The organism is Acinetobacter sp. YH16032, assembly GCF_013417345.1.
Taxonomy (GTDB): domain Bacteria; phylum Pseudomonadota; class Gammaproteobacteria; order Pseudomonadales; family Moraxellaceae; genus Acinetobacter.
In genome coordinates this window covers 142,227-165,412 of sequence record NZ_VPEE01000004.1, presented here as the reverse complement: position 1 = coordinate 165,412, position 23,186 = coordinate 142,227, and the positions used below count along the sequence as shown (strand labels likewise).

Here is a 23,186-nt window from a genome sequence, read left to right as displayed (position 1 = left end):
CAAATAATGCCAAAGCGTACGGATATTAAAAGCATCTTAATTATTGGTGCTGGTCCAATTGTTATCGGTCAAGCGTGTGAGTTTGACTACTCAGGTGCACAAGCATGTAAAGCATTGCGTGAAGAAGGTTACCGTGTAATTTTGGTAAACTCTAACCCTGCAACGATCATGACTGACCCTGCAATGGCAGATGCAACGTATATCGAGCCAATCACTTGGCAAACTGTTGCAGCGATCATTGAGAAAGAACGCCCAGACGCAGTTCTTCCAACAATGGGTGGTCAGACTGCATTGAACTGTGCCCTTGCCCTTGATGAGCATGGCATTTTAGAAAAATTCAATGTTGAATTGATTGGTGCAACGAAAGAAGCGATCGAAAAAGCGGAAGACCGTAAACTTTTCGACCAAGCAATGCGTAAAATTGGTCTTGAATGTCCAAAAGCAGCAATCGCTGAATCGATGGAAGAAGCTCTAGAGATTCAAGCACGTTTCGGCTTCCCTGTGATTATCCGTCCATCATTCACCATGGGTGGTTCAGGCGGTGGTATCGCATACAACAAAGAAGAATTCCTTGAAATCTGTGAACGCGGTTTCGATCTTTCTCCAACCAAACAATTATTGATCGATGAATCTTTGATTGGTTGGAAAGAATATGAGATGGAAGTTGTTCGTGACAAAAACGACAACTGTATCATCGTCTGTTCGATTGAAAACTTTGACCCAATGGGCGTACACACAGGTGACTCAATCACTGTTGCACCTGCACAAACATTAACAGATAAAGAATATCAGTTAATGCGTAATGCATCTTTAGCAGTGTTACGTGAGATTGGTGTAGAAACAGGTGGTTCTAACGTACAGTTTGGTATTTGTCCAAATACTGGCCGTATGGTTGTGATCGAGATGAACCCACGTGTATCTCGTTCTTCTGCATTGGCTTCAAAAGCAACTGGTTTCCCTATTGCGAAAATCGCTGCGAAATTAGCGGTTGGTTATACCCTTGATGAGCTTAAAAACGACATCACTGGCGGTACAACTCCAGCATCTTTCGAACCTGCGATTGACTACGTTGTAACTAAAGTTCCACGTTTCAACTTTGAGAAATTCCCACAAGCTGACGCAACTTTAACCACACAGATGAAATCTGTTGGTGAAGTGATGGCGATTGGTCGTAACTTCCAAGAGTCTATGAACAAAGCACTTCGTGGTCTTGAAGTGGGTGCAACTGGCTTTGATGAAAAAATCGAAGTGGGTGCTGAAGGCGCGCGTGAGAAAATCTTACAAGAACTTCGTGTTCCGGGCCCTGAGCGTATTTGGTATGTTGCTGATGCTTTCCGTCACGGCTTTACATTAGAAGATGTATTCCAAGCGACTAAGATCGACAAATGGTTCTTGATCCAAATCGAAGACATCATCAAAACAGAAAACCAAATCAAAACTTTAGGTTTTGGCGATCTAAATGCGGACAACATCCGTTCATTTAAACGTAAAGGTTTATCTGACCTTCGTATTGCGAACTTGATGGGTATTTCACAAAAACAATTCCGTAAACATCGTTGGAACTTGGGCGTAACCCCAGTTTACAAACGTGTAGATACTTGTGCTGCTGAATTTGAGTCAGACACAGCGTATATGTATTCAACTTACGATGACGAATGTGAATCAAACCCGTCTAGCAAAGACAAGATCATGGTGATCGGTGGTGGTCCTAACCGTATTGGTCAAGGTATCGAATTCGATTACTGCTGTGTACACGCGGCGCTTGCAATGCGTGAAGACGGTTATGAAACAATCATGGTGAACTGTAACCCAGAAACGGTTTCTACTGACTATGACACATCTGATCGCCTGTACTTCGAACCAATTACACTTGAAGATGTGTTAGAAATCGTACGTATTGAGAAGCCAAAAGGCATCATCGTACAGTACGGTGGTCAAACACCACTTAAATTGGCTCGTGCTTTAGAAGAAGCTGGTGCACCAATTATTGGTACATCTCCTGATGCGATTGACCGTGCAGAAGACCGTGAACGTTTCCAACAAATGATTCAACGTCTGCAACTTCGTCAACCAAACAACAGCATTGTAAAATCTGCTGAAGAAGGTATGGCTGAAGCAGCGAAAGTTGGCTATCCACTTGTAGTACGTCCATCATATGTACTTGGTGGTCGCGCGATGGAAATCGTATACAACGATGAAGAGTTACGTCGCTATTTACGTGATGCTGTTCAAGCTTCTAACGATGCCCCTGTTCTTCTTGACCGCTTCCTAGACGACGCGATCGAAGTTGACGTAGACTGCGTATCTGACGGTAAAGATGTGGTGATCGGCGGTATCATGCAGCACATCGAACAAGCAGGTATCCACTCAGGTGACTCTGCATGTTCGATCCCTCCTTACTCTCTTTCTAAAGAGATTCAGGACGAAATGCGCCGTCAAACGATCGCAATGGCGAAAGAGCTTGGTGTTGTTGGTTTAATGAACGTACAGTTTGCTGTTAAAGGCGAAGACGTTTACATCTTAGAAGTGAACCCACGTGCATCACGTACAGTTCCATTTGTATCTAAGTGTATCGGTGAGTCTTTAGCGAAAGTCGCTGCACGTTGCATGGCGGGTCAATCTTTAGAATCTCAAGGATTCACTACAGAGATTATCCCTGAGCACTTCTCTGTTAAAGAAGCAGTGTTCCCATTCAACAAGTTCCCTGGTGTTGATCCAATCCTTGGGCCTGAGATGAAATCTACAGGTGAAGTAATGGGTGTTGGTAAAACATTTGGTGAAGCGTTCTATAAAGCTGTATTAGGTGCAAATGAGCGTTTACCAGGTCTTCCAACGGAAGGTGAAGTTAAACATGCGTTCATCTCTGTACGTGATTCTGATAAACCGCGTGCAGCTGGTATTGCAAAACAACTTGCTGACTTTGGCTTCAAAATACTTGCTACTGGTGGCACTTACGATGTCATCAAAGCGGCTGGTATTGAATGTGAACGTGTAAATAAAGTGACTGAAGGTCGTCCAAATATTGTGGACCGCTTGAAAAATGGCGAAATACACCTCATTATCAATACAACAGAAGGTAAACAAGCTCAGCAGGATTCGTTCTCAATCCGCCGTTCTGCACTTCAAGGTAAGGTCTATCATACGACTACCCTTAATGGTGCAGATGCAGTTTGCCAAGCTTTAGCAATCAAATTGCCAATGGATGTATATCGTTTGCAAGACTTACAAACAGTAGGTTAATACACTACCAAGAAGTCCCGCCACCTCTTGGTGGCGGGCTTTTTTTCATTTATAGACTTAGTATTTTTCATACTTACTTTTTTGAGGGACAACTATGCAACGTTATCCTATGACACCTCAAGGCAAAGAAGCGCTTGAGAAAGAATTACACCAACTTAAAACTGTAGATCGTCCTCGTATTACAGCAGCGATTGCTGAAGCGCGTGAACACGGAGATCTCAAAGAAAACGCGGAATACCACGCTGCACGTGAGCAACAAGGTTTCTGTGAAGGCCGTATCCAAGATATCGAAGGAAAATTGGGTGCTGCACAAGTGATTGACGTTAAAGAACTTGAGCAAAATGGACGCGTTGTTTTTGGCGTGACTGTCACAATTGAAAATTTGGATACTGAAGAACGTAAAACGTATCAAATTGTTGGTGACGACGAAGCAGATTTTAAAATTAACAAAATATCTGTGAATTCTCCTATCGCTCGTGGTCTTTTAGGTAAAAGTGAAGGCGATGAAGTTAAAATTACGACACCTCAAGGTGAAGTTGAATACGAAATTGTGAGCGTAGAATATCTCTAATTCTTGATATTTTAGGCTATAAACCCCTCTGATGAGGGGTTTTTTTATACTCTTTTTAATTGATTCATTGTTTTTGCTAGATGCACTTTTCCAGCTTCATGAATCTTCGTAATAACATTACGAAAATCTTTTTCCTCTCTATTTTGACTTAGTTTTGATTTAGCAATGATTCTTTCAATTTTAATTTCAAATACAACAAAATGGTTGAGCATTTCCATCAAGAAATCTTTTGGTGCATCTGCCATTTTCCAAGCATTTTTACCATTCGTGATACGTTCATGTTGTTGGGTGAGTTGACCTAATACTGCAAGTTTAGTTTTCTGATCATGATAAAACTGAATTTCACCATTAATGTGTACGACTTGATAATTCCAAGTAGGTACTTTTTTGTGATCTTCAAATTTTGAAGGATAATAATTCGGTGAAATATAAGCATTCTCTGCTTTAAAGATGCATAGTATTTGATTATTCAAAATCGAATGATTGAATAGTGTATTCTGCAATGAAACATGTCCTCTCAATGTTTGTTCATCTACTAATATGAGCGGGATATGTTCAGCAATTAACCCTGTTTGGGTCTGTGCGACCAAAGATGCAAGAGGATACTCCTTTATTATTCTATATATTTCTTCAGGTCTATCTTCTCTAAATTCTGTTTCAACAAACATAGCTTTTCCATTCTTCTAATGCTCAATGAATATAAAAGTTTTTATTCAGGATGTAAGTTTTAATTGGTATATAATGCCCTAAAATATTCTCCTTTTATTTCACCATGTCTGAAAAGCTGATCAACTCCCCTGTCAATCACTGGTGCGAATTCGAATTTATCTCTAAAACAGTCAAAAATCCGAATATTCATATTAAAGGCAATTACAGTTATTACTCAGCCTATTGGGATCAAGGTTTTGAGCGTTGTGTAGTGCGTTATCTACATGACAAAGCTTCGACACCAGAAAAACCCATCGATCAGCTTTATATTGGCAATTTTGTCTGTTTTGGCGCTGAGTGTGTCATCATGATGGGTGGAAATCAGTTACACCGTACCGACTGGATTTCAGCATTTCCTTTTGATACGCGTAGTTTTGTGCCTGCTGGCGATACTGTCATTGGTGATGGTTGTTGGATTGGTAGTCGTGCCATGATTATGCAAGGGGTAAAACTTGGTGAAGGTGCAGTCGTTGCTACAGGTGCAGTCGTGACCAAAGATGTACCGCCTTATGCTGTCGTCGGTGGTGTACCTGCTAAAATTATTAAATACCGTTTCCCTGAACAAGATATTAAAAAATTGCTTTCTCTTAAGCTATATGACTTAGATGAAAAGCAGTTTTTAAAAATGCGTGAACAGTTGCAGACCGATGATATTGAAAAATTATCAATATTTTTCAAATAGTCCTGTTTTTATATATTGCATCCAAATCGAATTAAAATCCTTAATATCTTTTAATTTACTAATACAATAAGGGCTCAAGAATCTTTGAAGAGTTTGATTTTTATGATCCTGTTGCCCTACAGTCTTAAATCTTTCTTCTATATCTAAAAGTGTTTCATACAAATTGCAAATAATAATGTCATCGATATTTTTTTCGTTCAATAATTGCTGTCGGATAAAATAAGATTTTGTCGTATATCCATTTTTATCGCCGTTTAAATAGTTGAATAAATAATCAATTATCTTATGCAAATAATTAGCTGAAATATTAAAATTTTCATCAAAGATGAAAGCATTTAAAATTAGATTAAGCTTGAAATCATTTGTTCTCAAGAGTGCATATTGATTAATTTTTTTCACCAACTCTCTAGAATTGTATTCTTTGCTAGATTGCAAACTTAAAATCCAAAAAAACATTTCATTTTTAGTATCTACAGATGTTAATTCACCGATACGATATAACTGCTGTGCTATTACCTCTTCATACAACTGCGTCTTTCCTAAGTTAGGAAATTCAACAGTAAAATCAATAAACTTTGTTAAATATTCTTCACCAAGACTTTCATCATAACCATAGTTATGACAAACCACTTTTGAAAATTGGGTTTTATCCATTACCAAAACAAAAACAATTTTTGGAATGTCAAAAAAATGTTTAATCCTTTCAATTAAACGAATAGCAAAATCAGGTCGGCAACGATCTAGCTCATCAATAATAAATACCAATGGCTTTTCTAATTTTGCAGCAAGTTCAGCGAGCTCTTGCTTAAAATCTTGAATGGTTTGCTTTTCGATATGATGATTTTCAATCTTCTTCTCAATGTGCTCTTTAACTTTATTGGCTATTTCTTCACTTGCTGTGTCATATACATCTTTGCCCTCTTTATAGACCTCTTGTAAAGCTTCACCTGCACCGCCTAGTCTTACCAAATGCAAACCTGCTTTTGCAGCAATTAATGGCATGACAGCCGCCAAAGAAATTAATACCGAAGCAGTCTTAGAGTTAAAATCTTTAATATCAGCATCATCGATCTCATTTGCATCGTTCAAAGCATGGCTAATCTCTGCTGCAATCGTCAAAAATGGATCATCTAAATAATCATTGGCAAAAGCATCTAAATAAACAACTTGGTGACTTTGATCTTCTAAATGCTTTTTCCAATGCCTTACAAACCAGGTCTTACCTTCATCCCAACGAGCATCTAAAGCTAGAACAGCACCACAATTTAAGTGATCTACATAACGTTCTAATTGCTCACCTAGACGACGGCGATCCCATAAATCGCCTTCCCAAGCGATTTCAATATTCTCAAAATCTTCATGAATGATATTTACTGGATAATCTTTCATTGTTCTTAAAATTCAGTTGCTTATTTTCCAAATATCTTATCATTATCACTCTTAAAGACATAAAAAACCCACTCAAACGGAGTGGGTTTTCAAAATATAGTCGCTAAAGTAAGGCTTATACTTTTTAATTCTAATTATAGACTCCATACTTTATAAAGATATCTGACGCATCCTTAATTACATCTCTACCCATCACAATATTTTCAAATTGATCTTTTTATGATTCAGTTAATCAGATTTCATTCTTCATAGTTCGTTACTATCTTATACCTCTAAAATTTTAAGACAATAAATTAAAAACTATAACTTAATATAAAAAACCATAGCTTTACACTTGGTTTTATTTTGAACAATTAAGGTCTATGATGAACTTATACACTTTTAAACAGAACGGTTAAAAAGGAGAACAACATGAGTTATCAAAATATCCTCGTTCCAGTGGATGGTTCTGAAGTAGCACTCAACGTCGTTCAGCATGCTGTTGAATTGGCTAAAGCATTTAATAGCAAAATTACTGTTGTTCAAGTGATGACACTCGATCCCTATATCGCAGCCGAATATCTCTCAGATGGGCAGTCAAATCTTTTAATTGAACGAGCACGAAAATTTATTGAAGACAACCTTGCTCAAGCTAAAACAAAGTTTAATGAATATGGAATAGATGTAGAGACTAAAATACTCGAAGGAGAAAGTATTCACCGCACCATAATGAAAGCGATTGATGAGCTTAATATTGATCTTATTGTTATCAGCTCGCACGGTCGCTCAGGATTCAAGAAATTAATTATGGGCAGTGTCGCACAAAGCCTCATCACTGAAGTCAATGTACCTGTTTTTGTCGTGAAGCAATAATATCTGATAGCTCCGTATACCATCATACGGAGCTACTCGAACCATCCAAAAATCTTGAAATCTATTTTGCCATTGTTAAACACAACTCCCTCTTCAAGCAATCTAGCTTGCTGGCAATTAAAACCTTGATCATCCAAACGCTGATGACTAATTTTACCTTGTGCATTAATGACACGATGCCAAGGCAAATCGCTACTCACATCTAATTGATTCAACACACGACCAACCAAACGTGCATGTTTAGGCAGTCCGGACATCGCAGCAATTTGACCATAACTGGCTACTTTCCCATAAGGAATTTGTGATACTGTGGCTAAGATCATCTGTGCCATTTCCGCTGATGCTGATCGATTCATCAATAATTGACCTATAGTTTATCGGATGATTGATTTGAGCAAATGCATTTCATAACAGACTCACTTAATCTAAATTTGCACAATAACAATACACAGAGAAATACAATGAATAGGATATTTTCACACTTACTTGCTGCTTCAATTGCAGTCGGTACAATCTCAATTACATCGACAACTCAAGCCGCGCCAAGCAGTATAAATATACAAAATATTTTACAACAAGAACGTGCTTGGGCTGGAATGAATACCAAGCGCATTAAAGTCTCCGACATCGATTGGGCTTACAGTGAAGGTGGAACCAAAGGCAAACCAGTACTTATGCTTGTGCATGGTCTTGCAGGCAGTCGGGATAATTGGAACCGAGTCGCTCGCTATCTGACACCACATTATCACGTCATTATCCCTGATTTACCTGGACAAGGTGATAGTAAAGTAGCTGCAGATTTTGATTATTCAATTCCAAATCTAACCGAAAAATTACGTCGCTTTGCGGAAGCCATTCATGTTGATCAAAATCTAAATGTTGCCGGTCACTCCATGGGCGGTGCTGTAGCATTACTTTATGCAGCTCAGTATCCAATCGATACTAAATCATTACTACTCATTAACAGTGCAGGTGTATTTAAATCTGCCAATACGCCTTACTTAAAAGACCCGAACTTACTCAAAAATTTTATCGTTTCTAAACCTGGAGATTTTGATCGGTTATTTAAAATTGCTACGCAGCAACCTCCATTTATACCGAACGAACTGAAAGTCGAACAAGAAAAGCTCATGATATCCAATGTTACAAATAACACGAAACTCGTTGAGCAACTTATTCTCATGTCCAAATCATTTACACCTGAAACATTTGCGCTAGCGGCTCGTTCAATCGATCAACCAACACTCATCATTTGGGGAGATCGTGATCAAATTATTAATGTAGAAGCTGCAGCTGAACTGAAAGGATTACTGAAAAATGCTCAAGAGCCTATTATCTTAAAAGGTGTAGGTCATACACCAATATTGGAACAAGAACAAATCCTCGTTCAACATTATTTAAATTTTCTTAATCTACTCAAATAAGTTATAGACAATGAATGGGATATTTTAAAGTCCCATTTTTTTTATTCTTGAATAAAAAAAGAGGAACCGAAGTTCCTCTTTTTCACATTAGTCTATTAGAACAATAAGTGGTTTTTGTTCAACAAGTCTTGAAGTGAAACATCAGTATTGTTGAAAGTAATTAGGTCAACCTTGTTATAAGTTGTACCTGCGCCGTCACGATCAATACTTAACTTCGTATTGTTTCCGTCTTTCTCGACAAAAATGAATTTATCAATGTTTTGAGCAGTTGCACTATCAGATAACAACTCAGAAACATCAATCTTCACATTGCTGCCTAATTGGAAGTCATTGATTGTGTCAACACCGTTACCGCCGTTATGGCTGTTGTCATTTAACACATTGAAAATCAACTTATCCAGACCTTTAGCAGAAACTGTTTCATTGAGGTAAGTAGAATTAAACTTACCTGCTGTTTCATTCGCCAATGCATCAGCATCATTCGCGTTTGCTTCTGGTGTGAATTTGCTCCAAGCCAATGGTGAACCTGATTTAGAATCAATTTGAAGTACTAATTGAGCTGTATCAGACTTACCAGTTACAGGATCAGTAATCGTGTATTTAAATACATCCGTTTTACCAATCGCGTTAAGGTTTGCATTTGGCTTATAAGCGTATGTACCGTTCGCATCGATAGTTAATGTACCAAACTCGCCTTTAATTGTTGTTGCACCATTAATCGCAACACCATTTACAGCTTTCACAATAGCACCGGCAACTACAAGATCTTTACCATGTACATCATCAAGATCAGTAATCACATTACCTTTTGCTTCAGTGATTGACTTCACAACAGGCGTTGTACTTGTATCAGTTTCTTTAATTACCAAATTAGTCTGTACATAACCTGGTAGAGAAGCAAGGTTACCATTACTCATTTCAATACGATATTTACCTGCAGGTAAATCATCTAAATTGATATGAGCAACCTCTCCAAATAAGCCAATGAAATCAAATAATCCTGCAGATTTATTATTGGCAATTGGTACCCACTTACCAGAACTATTTTGCTGGTAAAGAACAATTGATACTGAGTCTAATAATGTTCCCCATGATGCTGATTTTACTTGAAGCTGCACATCTGCAGTTTTGTTTGCACCAATTGTAAACTCTGTAGCACCACTCGTTTTACCAAGCGTAATTCTGAGGAAGCCAATCAACCAGTTATATGAAATCGCATCTTTAATGAATTTCTCTGTAATAGGATACTCGTACTCGATACCAGCTTTAGCAACATTATCAATGGCATCCAACGGAATGTTTGGTGCCGTCACTTGACGTGGTGCAGATTCACCTGCTACGTCAGAAGCTGTCACAGATACATTTTGTCCATCGTTCAAACTTGGTATCAACTTAATTGAGTAGTTTCCATTGCTATCCGCAGTAGTTGTACCAATCACGTTGTTGTTTGCATCTTTTACTTTAACAGTTGATAAAGCTTGTGCAGTACCTGTTACTAATGAACCATCTGCATTAAATGTTGCCGTTGGCGCATCTGGAGGAGTCACATCCAAATCGAAGCCGATGCTTGATGAAGGACCGACATTTCCAGCTTCATCTATCGCTTTAGCTTCAACGATAATTGTACCTTCTGGTAAATTATTGTTGATTGGATATGTCCAATTACCATTTTGATCAGCAGGAACAAGTGCAGAATCAATAATTCGACCTGTAGAGTCCTTAATCACTAATTCGACAGTAGTATTCGCTTCAGCTTTACCTGTTAATACTGGTTTCAAGTCACTTGGATCTGTAATTGGATTAATAATCACAGCATCAGGAGCTTGAGTATCAACTGTTAATTGCTGAGTTTCAGTTTTTTTGTTCTTAGCTAAATCAGTAGATGTTACTTCAACTGTGTAATTTCCATCCGCTAAATCTCTTGGCGGTGTAAATGTCCAATTGCCTGAGCTATCTACAGAAGCTGGTGCATCTACAACAGTATTTCCATTCTTATCTTTGATCACGACTTGAACTTTAGAATATTGTTCAGTTGAACCAGAAATTTCTGGAGTAGTATCGTTTGTAGGATATAACTCTTCAACTGACAAATCAGGTGAAAGTGTATCTACACCAAATTTTAAAGACACTGTACGGCTAGTATTACCTGCAGCATCACGTGCAGTGGCTACAAGTGTATATATACCATCTGCTAAAGGTTCTGCTGGTTTATAACTCCAACGGCCTGCAGACAACACTGCTAAACCACTAGATACCACAGCACCGTTAGCATCTTTAATCTCTACAGCAACCTCTTTAGGATTATTTACTGTATTACCACTAATCGTACGTTGTGGATCATTAGTATAATTAATACTTGGATCAACCGCCGTTACTTGAGCTGCTGTTACTACTGGTTCAGCTACAAATAATGTGCGTGCAGCGAAAGCAGAGAATGCAGCAATTTGAGGCTCAGCAGCTAATGATACTGCCTGTACAGATGCAGCTTCACTCACATCCCATGCAGCTTCTTCATCATCCCAAGGATCGATATCTAACCAAGGATCATTATCATCTTCCCACGGATCAATATCGATATCTGGTGGTGTCAAGTCGATTACAAAATCTTGTTCAGTTGGATTACCTACGTTACCAGCTTCATCTTTAGGAGTAGCTTCGATTTTGTAGTCACCTTCTTCCAACTCAGCTTCTGGTTTATACGACCATTTACCATCTTCTCCTACTTCAACAGTGGCCTTCTCTTCGAAGCCATCTGGACCGGTGATCACGATATCCACTAGCGAACCTTTCTCACCTGTTCCTGTAATTTCAGGTTGAGGATCATTCGATTCGAAATCATCACCACCAATTGGATCAATAGTAATGTCAGAAGGAGGTGTTGTATCAACTTCTAACTGTTCTTTAGAAGTATCACCTTTGTTACCCGCTTTATCAGTCAGAGTTACTTCTATATCGTAATGACCTTCTGGTAATTCTTCAGTCGGTGTGAACGACCAGTTACCTTCTGGATCTACAGTCGCATCACCTGTTGCTACAGGGTTGCCATCTTTGTCTAAGATTTCAACTTTTACTGTTGCACCTGGCTCAGTCTTACCTGAGATTGTTGGTGTAGTATCGTTTGTTGGCTTAAGCTCATCGATGGTTAATTCAGGTGCTACTGTGTCAACCTCGAAGCTCTCTGGCTGAGATTCACCTGTGTTACCTGCTTTATCTGTCGCTTTTGCAACTACGTCATATTCGCCATCTGCTAATTCAACTAATGGTGTATATGTCCATGTGTCACCTGTAACTGTTGCTGGACCTTCTGCAACAACTTTACCGTCTTTGTCTTTAACAACGACATTTACTGTTGTTCCTGGTTCAGTTGTACCTGTGATTTCTGGCGTTGTATCGTTTGTATCCGCAATTGGATCAATCGTTACATCGGTATCAGATGGTGCAGTTGTATCTACAGTTAATTTGCCATCCGCAGTTTCAGTAGCAGTATTACCCACCGCATCTTTCGCTTCAGCTTTAACTGTATATTCACCTTCTGGTAATTCTTCAGTCGGTGTGAACGACCAGTTACCTTCTGGATCTACAGTCGCATCACCTGTTGCTACAGGGTTGCCATCTTTGTCTAAGATTTCAACTTTTACTGTTGCACCTGGCTCAGTCTTACCTGAGATTGTTGGTGTAGTATCGTTTGTTGGCTTAAGCTCATCGATGGTTAATTCAGGTGCTACTGTGTCAACCTCGAAGCTCTCTGGCTGAGATTCACCTGTGTTACCTGCTTTATCTGTTGCTTTTGCAACTACGTCATATTCGCCATCTGCCAATTCAACTGATGGTGTGTATGTCCATGTGTCACCTGTAACTGTCGCTGGACCTTCTGCAACAACTTTACCGTCTTTGTCTTTAACAACGACATTTACTGTTGTTCCTGGTTCAGTTGTACCTGTGATTTCTGGTGTTGTATCGTTTGTATCCGCAATTGGATCAATCGTTACATCGGTATCAGATGGTGCAGTTGTATCAACTTTAAATGAGCCATTAGATGTCGCTTCACCAACGTTACCAGCTTTATCTTTCGCTTCAGCTTTAACTGTATATTCACCTTCTGGTAGTGCTTCAGTCGGTGTATACGACCAGTTACCTTCTGGATCTACAGTCGCATCACCTGTTGCTACAGGGTTGCCATCTTTGTCTAAGATTTCAACTTTTACTGTTGCGCCTGGTTCAGTCTTACCATTAATTTCAGGAGTTGTATCACTAGTATCATCTATAGGATCGATTGTAATTTCTGGATCGATCGTATCAACTTCAACCGTAGTTTTAGCAGGTTGACTTACATTTCCTACCGCATCACGAGCTGAAGCCTCGACACTATATGTACCATCTGGTAACGCTTTAGATGGCTTATATGTCCAGCTACCATCAGCTGCAACATTCACAACTGCAGATTGAACAACCTTGCCAGCCGCATCCTTGATTTCAACACGTACTTGTGTTGCACCATCTTCAGTTTTACCTTTAAAAGTAGGCGCATCAGTGTTCGTAAGTGGTAACTCTTCAATCGTTACTTTAGGTGGAGTAATATCCACAGTAAAGCTTGTAGTAGCGACTTTACTATTGCCAGCCGCATCATATGCTGTTGCTTCTAGTTTATAGTCACCTTCAGCTAATGTTACAGGTGATTTAAACTGCCATTTACCGTTGGTCACTGTAGCAGGACCTTCTGCGATAATCTTACCTGAACTATCGCGAATCACTACTTTTACGCTCTCACTATCTTTAGTGGTTCCCGTAAATGTAGGCGTTTGATTTTTAGTTGTAGTCACTGGATTATTCTCCGATTCCGAAAGAGTATTTGCGATTGCAGCAATTGCAAAAGTTGATTGATTCGTTGCTGTATCCCAACCCTCAGGTTCAGGATCAGTAGGGATTGGATCGATGTCTATGTCTGGAGGAGTTAAGTCAACATTGAATTCTTGTTTTTCTTCTTCACCTTTATTTCCTGATTTATCAATAGGCGTTACGATAACTTCGTATTTACCTTCATCCAGGTTTTTCTCAGGTGTATATTCCCATTTACCATCTTTATCAACAGGAACAGTATCTTTATCAACCACGTTCCCATCTTTATCTTTAATTTCTATTTCGACATTAGATTCTGGCTCACCTTCACCTGATAATTTAGGTGTTTCTGAGTTTGTTTCACCCTTATTTCCAATTTCATCAATAGTGATGTCTGACGGTGGGACAGTATCAAGCGTGATTGTCTTAATCGGTGATTTATCACTTTCTTGACCACTTACAGTTTGTGTGACAGAAAGCTCATAGATACCATCTTTTAAATCTTGATCAGGTGTAAAACTCCAATCACCATTAGACAATGCAACCGTCTCACCAATTAGTTCATCGCCATTATAGATTTTGATGATTGCACCAGGTTGAGCTCCAGAACCTTTGATTTCTGGGCGAGCATCATTTGTTACACCGCCATCAGCAACTTCACCGATATGCTCTGGCACATCATCAATGACGATTGGTGCATTTAATAATGCATTTGGCTTTGGCTGAGGGTTAGGCGTAGGATTAGAGTCAGAACCATTATCTGCGACTGCTGCAATTGCACCAGCTGCACCAGCACCAATTAACCAAGGGAGAATACCACCGATAAAATCATCGGAATAAAGAAGAGGTTCGATTTCTTCGATTGGGTAATACAGAATTGTTTCTGCAATTGAGCCATCTTCATTGGTAAATTTAACCCAATAAAGTTGACCACTTTCATCTTGGAATACGAGGCTGTTATCAGCAAATGAAGGATTGAAATAGTTTTCAATCACAATCACTTCACCATTACGCAAATTGATTAGAGCATTATTATTATCACGAGTGATTGAAGCTACATCATCTTTAGATACTTGAACGACAACTACAGAGTTTTCGTTAAGCCCCACTTGACTAGAGTTGACATTCTCTAATACCTGATGACTCTCTTTAGATATTACGGAGATATTAGCCATGGTAAATTCTCACTTATAAATTTTATTTTTATCGATCTTTCTACATCTAAGATACAAAAAAGATACACACTATTATCTATAATTGAGATTTATATCACATTTTTAAGATTTAATGCGAATAGATTTTGCGTCTTTTATCAGCTTTTTGTAACCGCTCATCCACATTCAAAATATATCTTTTATTTACAAGAACTTATGACATAAGAATTAATATTTTTACTTACTTTCAGGATATCTCAGGTCACCAAATTTCAAAGGCTTACTTATCATAATTTCTGCTATATTTAGTTTAACTACATACGGTAACTTGTTCACCCAACATTTTAATGTTAGTAAACTAGTATACTTTTCATTTTATATTGAAAATTAATACTTACTTTTTAGTAAGTTAAGAAATAAAATTTGCTTTAAATATGATGTAATTTTCACATTTTAATTTTATATTTCATCAATAAAATTCTGCGTAACTGAATAAAATATTTAAACAATATCACTGTTATCTTCTGCATTGATCATGCTTAATTCATAAAAAAAAAGAGCAAGCACTATCATGCTTGCTTCAATTAAATATAATTTTTTTAGAAATTTTCTGGATTTTCTAACTTCTTTACCTCTTCAGCTTTAGCGGGATGATGGACGATTGCCACACCATCATCAGAAGTCCGATCTAATATCACTTCAGGATTATAAATCGTAATAATCTCATTACCTTTACTATCTTCACCAACAATATATTTAAATCCTTTACGATTAAGCTTATTACATAATCGCTGATATATTCCCTTTAAGCCCTCTTTTTCCTCATTAGGATTGTAATAGAAAGCATTCATGACTGCTGGCAAACCTAAACCACATACTACGCCCGATAATAAAACAACAATAAAAGTATAACCAATCAAGATACTACTGTATTGCCTTAACTCTGGGACATTAGCAACCGCGAGAATTAGAGCCAATGAAATCCCTCCTCTTACTCCTCCCCATGATAAAATTGCTAGGCTACCGTTATAGCTTTTCTTACGAAACGATGGGAAAAATGCAAAAGCCAGATAGTTCGCAGCAAAACGAGAAATATGTAAAATTACAAATGCGATAATACCGCCAAGTATCATGCTGGCATTTAGATCAAGAATAAACAACTCTAAACCAATTAAAGTAAATAAAAATGAATTAATGATGCCTTCGACTGTATGCCAAAAGTGATTTACTTCTTGGATTTCACGATTTTGTAAAATTTCTTTCCATTTATTACCAACAATAAGTCCACCAATCACACATGCGATTGGTGCTGATGCATGAGCAAATAAAGCAACCAAATATGAACCACAAGCCAGTAAAGCTGTCGTTAGGATTAATGATTCCATCTCATGCTTCCCGCGAAGCAATCGTAAAATCCCCCAACCAAATACCAAACCAATAATTACAGCTACCACAATTTCATAAAGGAGTGTTTGTAGTGTCAGTAACAGACTAAAATGCTCGCCTTCAAGCACATTCAACAATGTCATAAATACAGCGATACACATTGCATCATTGAACAGTGATTCACCCTCCAATTTCACCATTAAATGATGTGGTGCACGTACAGAACTGAGCACCCCTTTGATTCCGATTGGATCTGTAGCACCCAAAGCAGAACCAAGTAATAAAAGTACGAGTATTGGTACAGGGTTACCAATCAAATATTGAAATCCAAATAATAATCCACCAAACAATGCTGCACACAAAACCAAAGCAATAGTGGCAAGAATACTAATTGGCTTCCAATATACTTTTAAATCAGACACTTTAAATTTCAATGCCGACGATGTAAGAATGAAGCAAATAACACCATTTACGAGAAAATCATAAAAATCAATATGACGTACTGCTTCTTCAATATTCGCCAAATTAATGGTGATAAAACGATTATCCCCTAATAAATTGGCAGCCCATTGCAGAATAAAGACAAAAATGGCTGAAACAATTGGCACCCCTATCGCTTGGGGAAAACCTAAAATTCGTTTATTGAATATGGTGGTGGCAATTGAGAGGGCAAAAACCACTGTAAATACTTGGAGAAAAAAAAAGTTGCCCATTTTGCACTCTATGATATGTTTTATTTAAATGAGATCATTTAAATTTTAAATGAAAAAACTATAGCCATTTATTTATTTTATATAAAGAATGATTACTCGCAATCCCTTTTTTTTTAAAGATGTGTAGCCTTCCTAATAAATTATTCCATTAGCAGGCTACATGTTTTAACTTTGCAAAAAAATCAATCGATTCTGCTTGGTACATTTAGATTGAGGCATTGAATGTATCACATTGATTCACATCACCTGTTTTCATGCCACGATCGAACCAATACATTCTTTGTTGGCTTGTGCCGTGGGTAAAGCTATCAGGAACCACATGTCCTCTAGCCTTTTTCTGAAGATAATCATCACCAATCTTATGCGCTGCATCCATTGCCTCTTCAACATCACCTTGCTCCAAGAATTGAGTTCGTTGATGTGTATCTTTTGCCCACACACCAGCTAGACAATCAGCTTGCAGTTCCAAACGAACTGATAATTGGTTCCCTTGAGCTTCAGTAGCTCGTTGTCTAGCTTGTTGGACTTGAGTTGAAATACCTAAGAGATTTTGAATATGATGTCCGACTTCATGCGCAATCACATAAGCTTGTGCAAAGTCACCAGCAGCATTTTGTGTAGATAATTCTGATTGATTTCGTTCACCCGATATACCCATTTGCTGACGCATATCTTTAAAAAAATCAGTATCAATATAGATTTTTTGGTCTGCAGGACAATAAAATGGCCCCATCGCTGACTGAGCTGTTCCACAGCCTGAATTGACTACACCACTAAACATCACAAGTTTCGGTGCTTGGTATTGCATTCCCTGTTTTTGAAAAACGGTGGTCCATGTATCTTCAGTATCAGCGAGTACCGTACCAACAAATGCCGATGTTTCTTGTTGCTCGGGTGTTGGGTTTTCAATCCCTATCGCTTGTTGCTGATTATTAGAAGTCACTTGTTTAGTTGCCTGATAGGCTTGTTGTGGATCAACCCCAAAAAATTTCCAAGCAACAAATGCAACAACTAAACCGAGAATACTAATTCCACCAGCTTTAGCCCCACCACCTCCACGGCGATCTTCTAAATTACTACTTACTCTCCGGCCTTTCCAACGCATAATCTCAGCCCTTTTTTAATCATATAACTTCTTATAATACGTTATTTCATCAAACTCTAAACTTTTCTAGCTTTCCATAGTTTTTGTATTCCTGAAACAACGACCATAACAATAAGTCCTGCAATAAAACCTATGACAAAGTTTAAGAGCGTCGGGGTTAAAGCACCGATGATACTGCCTACATTTGGAATATGTTCAATATAATCGACTGAATCTTCAGTAAAGTGATGAAATAATGGGATGGTATGATTAATAATACCACCACCAACCAAGAACATCGCGATTGTTCCGACAATAGTTAGTGTCTTCATAAGTTTAGGTGCAAAAGCAAGTAAGCCCTGACCAATTCTTTGTTTCAATGTAGACGTTTGTTTGACGAGATAAAATCCCAAATCATCAATTTTAACAATCATAGCAACTAAACCATAAACACCAATCGTCATTAAAATTGCGATGACTGACAAGACTGCAACCTTTATTCCAAAAGTAGCTGCTGCAACTGTACCCAATGAAATCACGATAATTTCAGCAGATAAAATAAAGTCTGTTCGTATCGCGCCTTTGATTTTATCTTTCTCAAAAGTTGCTAGATCTACATTTAAGTTTTCGAGTTCTTTTTCGGCCTGTTCAGATGTTTTAGCTTTTTTATGGTGTAATGAGTGAATTACTTTTTCTACACCTTCATAACATAAAAATAATCCACCTAACATCAATAATGGATTTATAAGCCAAGGTGCAATCACACTAATTAATAATGCTAATGGAACCAAAATTAATTTATTAACAAATGAGCCTTTTGCAACAGACCAAACGACAGGCAATTCACGGTCGGCTTTCACACCACTAACTTGTTGAGCATTGAGTGCTAAGTCATCACCCAATACACCGGCCGTTTTTTTTGCAGCCATTTTACTCATCAGCGCAACATCATCAAGAATGGTGGCTATATCATCTAATAGCACCAATAAACTATTTGCCATTATTGTTATCCTTCTTTGTTTTTTGGAATTTTATTCTTCTATTTCAATTTATTCTGTATCAACATTATTAATACTATCTCAAATAAGGCGTTTTTAATTCGATTCTTTCGATGCTTTATGCTGACATAAAAAAAAATAATGCCGTACAATATTGCGAAATTTTAAAAATTCAGCCCTAGTGTTGATGACTTTGGTATAGAAAATGAGTAATCAAGATAATCGCCCTGTTATTTTGACAGGTGACCGTCCAACTGGACAACTTCATTTAGGCCACTTTGTCGGTTCTTTACGTTCACGAGTAGGTTTGCAAGATTCCCATCACCAACATCTATTATTGGCTGATGCACAAGCTTTTACAGACAATGCTGATAACTTCGAAAAAGTTAGACGTAATATTATTGAAGTTGCAACTGACTATCTCGCTGTTGGGATCGACCCGACAAAAACAACAATTTGCGTTCAATCAAGCTTGCCAGCTTTGAATGAGCTGACCATGCTTTATTTAAACTTTGTCACAGTTTCAAGACTAGAACGAAATCCTACGATTAAGTCTGAAATACAAATGCGTGGGTTCGAGCGTGACATCCCAGCTGGATTCTTATGCTATCCAGTTGCTCAAGCAGCTGATATCACTGCTTTTAAAGCATCGATTGTGCCCGTGGGTGAAGACCAAATTCCAATGATTGAACAAACAAATGAAATTGTTCGTCGTTTAAATCGTCAGATTGGTCAAGAGCTTTTGCCTGAATGTAAAGCACTGCTATCGAATGTTGGTCGATTACCAGGATTTGATGGTAAAGCTAAAATGTCTAAATCATTGGGCAATACAATTGTTTTAGATGCTTCTGATAAAGACATTAAAAAAGCTGTAAATGCTATGTATACAGATCCTAATCATCTTCGTATTGAAGATCCAGGTCAGGTGGAAGGTAATGTTGTATTTACTTATTTAGATGCTTTCGATCCAAATCCAGAAGAAGTAGCAGAGCTTAAAGATCACTATCGTCGTGGTGGTTTAGGTGATGGTACAGTCAAAAAACGCCTTGAAGGTGTTCTAAAAGAGTTGATCACGCCTATTCGTGAACGTCGTATGGAGCTTGCTAAGGATCCTGATTATATTATGGATATCTTAAAAACTGGTACTGACAAATGTCGTGATATTACTCAAGCAACATTGGATGAAGTTAAAGCTGGATTAGGTGTTTTTAAATTTTAATCCCTAAAAAATAAGCAAACTTAAAGCCGCATCACATTGCGGCTTTTTTTATGGCTATTTATTAGACTATTTAAAATTAACCTTCAATTAAACTTATTAATGTAATCTTACACGTTTTAACCCGACTACCAATGAGTTGCTAAATGAAATTGAATATCATTTAATTACTGTTATGAATACCCCCAAAATTCATAACATTTCTCCTTAACCGAAACTGTGTAAGCAGATTCGTTGTTCTGCGCAGTGATCACCCCAATCACTGCGTATTTTTTTATGTTGAATCCATTCAAAATGAAATTAATATTATATAATTGATAATTACGTCACTTTATTTTATTATTTTGATTAAAATTTGATAAAAATTCTAATATCTATAAGAGACTACCCATGTGGGACATGTTTATAAATCCGTCGAACCTATTCTTCAGTATTAGTATCTGCTTGATGTTTTTTTATAGGCATTCTTGAAGTCTTTCTATTAATAACAGGTCTCAGTAGTCAAGGATTTTTAGAGCAATTTCTACCTAGTTCATTAGATTCTTCTCCTGAAATGATCGTTGACCATCAATCCAGTATTTGGATTCAATTTTTAGATTGGCTTTATCTTGGACGTATTCCTGTATTAATTTGGCTGATCATCTTTCTCACGACCTTTTCAATTGTTGGCTTCTTAGCTCAATCTATCATCCATCATATATTTGGATCATTTTTAACAATCTGGCTCATTACTCCACTGGTACTTGTGGTCTGTATGCCATTCGTACGGCTATTCTCAAGATGGATGGCAAAGATCATCCCTAAAGATGAAACCACAGCAATTCATAGCGACGATTTAATTGGACTTCGAGCAGAAATTATTTTAGGCACTGCTCGTTTGCACTATCCTGCGCAAGCAAAACTCAAAGATCGCTTTGGTCAAACACATTACATTTTAGTCGAACCTGAAGCTGACGAAATATTCGTACAAGGTCAGCAAGTCATACTTACACAACGTAGTCTCAAAGGCTTTCAAGCCATTTCACAATAAATCAACTTAGAGAAAAAAATGTTTAGTTCAAGTTTTTATCAAATTATTATAATTGCAGGACTTATTCTCATTGCGCTGGTTGTCATCGGAACCATTATTGCAAGACTATATAAACGCTCAAGCAAGGAAGTTTCATTTGTCAGAACTGGTTTTGGTGGGGAAAAAGTTATATTGGGAGGTGGTGCAATTGTACTTCCTGTTTTACATGAAGTCATTCCTGTCAATATGAATACCCTTCGCTTAGAAGTTAAACGTGCAGCTGATCAAGCCTTGATTACGCGTGATCGAATGCGTGTAGATGTGATGGCTAAGTTCTATGTTCGTGTTAAGCCAACAGCTGAATCGATTGCTACCGCGGCACAAACTTTGGGTCAAAAAACCATGTCACCAAATGAATTAAAAGATTTGGTTGAAGGTAAATTTGTAGATTCCCTGCGTGCAGTAGCAGCAGAAATGGCTATGGAAGAGTTACATGAAAAACGTGTAGACTTCGTTCAGAAAGTTCAACAAGTTGTTTCAGAAGATCTGTTCAAAAATGGTTTAGAACTCGAAACTGTATCTTTAACAGGTCTTGATCAGACCAGCTTTAAATTTTTTAATCCACAACAATCTATACAAGTAAAAATGCATTTGATGCAGAAGGTTTAACAAAATTAACAGAAACTATTGAAGATCGTCGAAAAAAACGTAACGATATTGAACAAGATGCTGACTTAGCCATTAAAGCGAAAAATTTAGAAGCTGAACAAGCACGCCTTCAAATCCTGCGTGAAGAAGAAAACGCAAAGATGCAACAAGAGCGTGAAATTTCGATTCGAAAAGCTGAACAACTTGCTGAAATTGCAACACAAGAAGCTGCCAAAAAGCGTGAGGCAGAAGAAGCCCAAATCGCTGCAGAACGTGAAATTGAATTAAAACGTATTTCAGCTGCACGTGATGTCGAAAATCAAAATATTCAAAAAGCTCAAATTATTGAACAAGCGCAAGTAGAACAAAAGAAAACCATTGAACTTGCGGAACAAGATCGCGCAATCGCGATTGCCGAGAAATCTCGTGCTGAATCTGAAGCCAAGGCACTTGCTGACCAAGCTCGTGCGCAAGCAGTTAAAGCAGAAGAAGAAGTTGTGACTGTTCGTGAAACACAGCGAGCTGAGCGTATTAAAGCGGTTGAACTTGTTGCTGCAAAACAGGCTACAGAAACTGATGCTATTTCAATTACTGTGGCTGCCGAGGCATCAAAACAAGCTGCTGTAGATGAGGCTGAAGCTGTTCGTACTGCAGCAGAAGCTGAAAAAGTCCGCTTGAAAGCTAAAGGTGAAGCTGATGCTAAAATTCTTTTGGCTCAAGCTTTAGAAAAACAATACCAAGTCGATGCTGAAGGGACACGCGCAGTCAATGAAGCTAATAATATTTTATCAAGTGAACAAGTTGAAATGCAAATTCGTTTGGCACTTTTGAAGTATTTGCCTGAAATCATCCGTGAAAGTGTTAAACCAATGGAAAATATTGATGATATCAAGATATTACAAGTGAATGGTCTTGGTGGCATTACTGGCGCCACAACTTCAGCTGATCAAGCAGATCAATCACAATCCGTTGCACTTTCAGATCAAGTGGTGAATAGCGCACTTAGATATCGTTCGCAAGCACCTCTCATTGACAGCTTAATGAGTGAACTCGGTATTCAGGGTGGAGACATCAACGGTCTAACACAAAACCTAAAACCTAAAACCAATTAATAATAAAAGCCCTGATTTTCAGGGCTTTTATTCGCTTTACTGCTAGCTATTGCTGTTCTTATTATTTTTAAGATAACAAATATTATTTTAGGATTGATCAGTTTTACTTATCCGACGATCTCATGCATTTTTCTTTTACTCCTGCTTTAGCAATTGATGCAGTC

13 protein-coding genes and 2 pseudogenes are annotated in these 23,186 nt (G+C 37.9%); 8 read left to right on the top strand and 7 right to left on the bottom strand.

All coding sequences use genetic code 11. The features are described 5' to 3' along the window. The first annotated feature begins 6 nt into the window (after window positions 1-6). Both carB and greA read left to right on the top strand, forming a co-directional pair. On the top strand, window positions 7-3,240 hold the full coding sequence (gene carB, locus FTV32_RS05110) for a carbamoyl-phosphate synthase large subunit (RefSeq protein WP_180028121.1): 3,234 nt from the start codon (window positions 7-9) through the stop codon (window positions 3,238-3,240). 94 nt (window positions 3,241-3,334) lie between these two features. Next, window positions 3,335-3,811 carry a transcription elongation factor GreA gene (gene greA, locus FTV32_RS05105; protein WP_180028120.1) on the top strand — a complete coding sequence of 159 codons (477 nt, stop codon included), beginning with the start codon at window positions 3,335-3,337 and terminating at the stop codon, window positions 3,809-3,811. A gap of 44 nt (window positions 3,812-3,855) precedes the next feature. On the opposite strand, the gene FTV32_RS05100 is transcribed toward greA, so the two are convergent. Continuing rightward, window positions 3,856-4,479 (bottom strand): FMN-binding negative transcriptional regulator, encoded by a 624-nt coding sequence (locus FTV32_RS05100; RefSeq protein WP_180028119.1) that lies wholly within the window; start codon window positions 4,477-4,479, stop codon window positions 3,856-3,858. Between the two features lie 104 nt (window positions 4,480-4,583). Between FTV32_RS05100 and FTV32_RS05095 the strand changes: the two genes are divergently transcribed. After that, window positions 4,584-5,201, top strand: coding sequence for a CatB-related O-acetyltransferase (locus FTV32_RS05095; RefSeq protein ID WP_180028118.1), 618 nt, complete (start codon window positions 4,584-4,586; stop codon window positions 5,199-5,201). On the opposite strand, the gene FTV32_RS05090 is transcribed toward FTV32_RS05095, so the two are convergent. After that, complete coding sequence (locus FTV32_RS05090; RefSeq protein WP_180028117.1) at window positions 5,184-6,590, bottom strand: P-loop NTPase fold protein; 1,407 nt, start codon at window positions 6,588-6,590, stop codon at window positions 5,184-5,186. The genes FTV32_RS05095 and FTV32_RS05090 overlap by 18 nt on opposite strands. Window positions 6,591-7,001: 411 nt before the next feature. On the opposite strand from FTV32_RS05090, the gene FTV32_RS05085 reads away from it, so the two are divergent. After that, window positions 7,002-7,442, top strand: coding sequence for a universal stress protein (locus FTV32_RS05085; RefSeq protein ID WP_180028116.1), 441 nt, complete (start codon window positions 7,002-7,004; stop codon window positions 7,440-7,442). Between the two features lie 32 nt (window positions 7,443-7,474). Here the strand turns inward: FTV32_RS05085 and FTV32_RS05080 are convergent, their stop codons facing one another. Further along, the gene (locus tag FTV32_RS05080; protein ID WP_257219892.1) at window positions 7,475-7,798 is read right to left on the bottom strand and encodes an MGMT family protein; all 324 of its coding nucleotides are present in this window, start codon (window positions 7,796-7,798) and stop codon (window positions 7,475-7,477) included. Window positions 7,799-7,903: 105 nt separating this feature from the next. Here FTV32_RS05080 and FTV32_RS05075 point away from each other — a divergent pair, with 105 nt between their 5' ends. After that, complete coding sequence (locus FTV32_RS05075; protein ID WP_180028115.1) at window positions 7,904-8,866, top strand: alpha/beta fold hydrolase; 963 nt, start codon at window positions 7,904-7,906, stop codon at window positions 8,864-8,866. 95 nt (window positions 8,867-8,961) lie between these two features. On the opposite strand, the gene FTV32_RS05070 is transcribed toward FTV32_RS05075, so the two are convergent. The 4 genes from FTV32_RS05070 to FTV32_RS05055 all read right to left on the bottom strand — a co-directional run bounded on the left by FTV32_RS05070 (window position 8,962) and on the right by FTV32_RS05055 (window position 19,040). Next, on the bottom strand, window positions 8,962-14,877 hold the full coding sequence (locus FTV32_RS05070) for a BapA/Bap/LapF family large adhesin (protein WP_180028114.1): 5,916 nt from the start codon (window positions 14,875-14,877) through the stop codon (window positions 8,962-8,964). A gap of 578 nt (window positions 14,878-15,455) precedes the next feature. Further along, window positions 15,456-16,955, bottom strand: a complete 1,500-nt coding sequence (locus FTV32_RS05065) for a sodium:proton antiporter (RefSeq protein WP_180028113.1) — start codon at window positions 16,953-16,955, stop codon at window positions 15,456-15,458. A 205-nt stretch (window positions 16,956-17,160) separates the two neighbouring features. Beyond that, on the bottom strand, window positions 17,161-18,060 hold the full coding sequence (locus tag FTV32_RS05060; RefSeq protein WP_180028112.1) for a neutral zinc metallopeptidase: 900 nt from the start codon (window positions 18,058-18,060) through the stop codon (window positions 17,161-17,163). Between the two features lie 56 nt (window positions 18,061-18,116). Continuing rightward, complete coding sequence (locus tag FTV32_RS05055; RefSeq protein ID WP_180028111.1) at window positions 18,117-19,040, bottom strand: DUF808 domain-containing protein; 924 nt, start codon at window positions 19,038-19,040, stop codon at window positions 18,117-18,119. 202 nt (window positions 19,041-19,242) lie between these two features. On the opposite strand from FTV32_RS05055, the gene trpS reads away from it, so the two are divergent. The 3 genes and pseudogenes from trpS to FTV32_RS05040 all read left to right on the top strand — a co-directional run bounded on the left by trpS (window position 19,243) and on the right by FTV32_RS05040 (window position 23,022). Further along, window positions 19,243-20,256 carry a tryptophan--tRNA ligase gene (gene trpS, locus FTV32_RS05050; protein WP_092767023.1) on the top strand — a complete coding sequence of 338 codons (1,014 nt, stop codon included), beginning with the start codon at window positions 19,243-19,245 and terminating at the stop codon, window positions 20,254-20,256. Between the two features lie 387 nt (window positions 20,257-20,643). Continuing rightward, a pseudogene (locus FTV32_RS05045) lies at window positions 20,644-21,283 on the top strand (YqiJ family protein). An 18-nt stretch (window positions 21,284-21,301) separates the two neighbouring features. Then, window positions 21,302-23,022 (top strand): annotated as a pseudogene (locus tag FTV32_RS05040) (flotillin family protein). Window positions 23,023-23,186 lie beyond the last annotated feature (164 nt).

What these genes read in the sequence shown, in the direction of transcription:
- FTV32_RS05065 (WP_180028113.1), bottom strand. Translation starts at nt 16,955, where the DNA reads ATGGGCAACTTTTTTTTTCTCCAAGTATTTACAGTGGTTTTTGCCCTC.
- FTV32_RS05085 (WP_180028116.1), top strand. Translation starts at nt 7,002, where the DNA reads ATGAGTTATCAAAATATCCTCGTTCCAGTGGATGGTTCTGAAGTAGCA.
- FTV32_RS05100 (WP_180028119.1), bottom strand. Translation starts at nt 4,479, where the DNA reads ATGTTTGTTGAAACAGAATTTAGAGAAGATAGACCTGAAGAAATATAT.
- FTV32_RS05075 (WP_180028115.1), top strand. Translation starts at nt 7,904, where the DNA reads ATGAATAGGATATTTTCACACTTACTTGCTGCTTCAATTGCAGTCGGT.
- FTV32_RS05095 (WP_180028118.1), top strand. Translation starts at nt 4,584, where the DNA reads ATGTCTGAAAAGCTGATCAACTCCCCTGTCAATCACTGGTGCGAATTC.
- trpS (WP_092767023.1), top strand. Translation starts at nt 19,243, where the DNA reads ATGAGTAATCAAGATAATCGCCCTGTTATTTTGACAGGTGACCGTCCA.
- FTV32_RS05080 (WP_257219892.1), bottom strand. Translation starts at nt 7,798, where the DNA reads ATGAATCGATCAGCATCAGCGGAAATGGCACAGATGATCTTAGCCACA.
- FTV32_RS05090 (WP_180028117.1), bottom strand. Translation starts at nt 6,590, where the DNA reads ATGAAAGATTATCCAGTAAATATCATTCATGAAGATTTTGAGAATATT.
- FTV32_RS05070 (WP_180028114.1), bottom strand. Translation starts at nt 14,877, where the DNA reads ATGGCTAATATCTCCGTAATATCTAAAGAGAGTCATCAGGTATTAGAG.
- greA (WP_180028120.1), top strand. Translation starts at nt 3,335, where the DNA reads ATGCAACGTTATCCTATGACACCTCAAGGCAAAGAAGCGCTTGAGAAA.
- carB (WP_180028121.1), top strand. Translation starts at nt 7, where the DNA reads ATGCCAAAGCGTACGGATATTAAAAGCATCTTAATTATTGGTGCTGGT.
- FTV32_RS05060 (WP_180028112.1), bottom strand. Translation starts at nt 18,060, where the DNA reads ATGCGTTGGAAAGGCCGGAGAGTAAGTAGTAATTTAGAAGATCGCCGT.
- FTV32_RS05055 (WP_180028111.1), bottom strand. Translation starts at nt 19,040, where the DNA reads ATGGCAAATAGTTTATTGGTGCTATTAGATGATATAGCCACCATTCTT.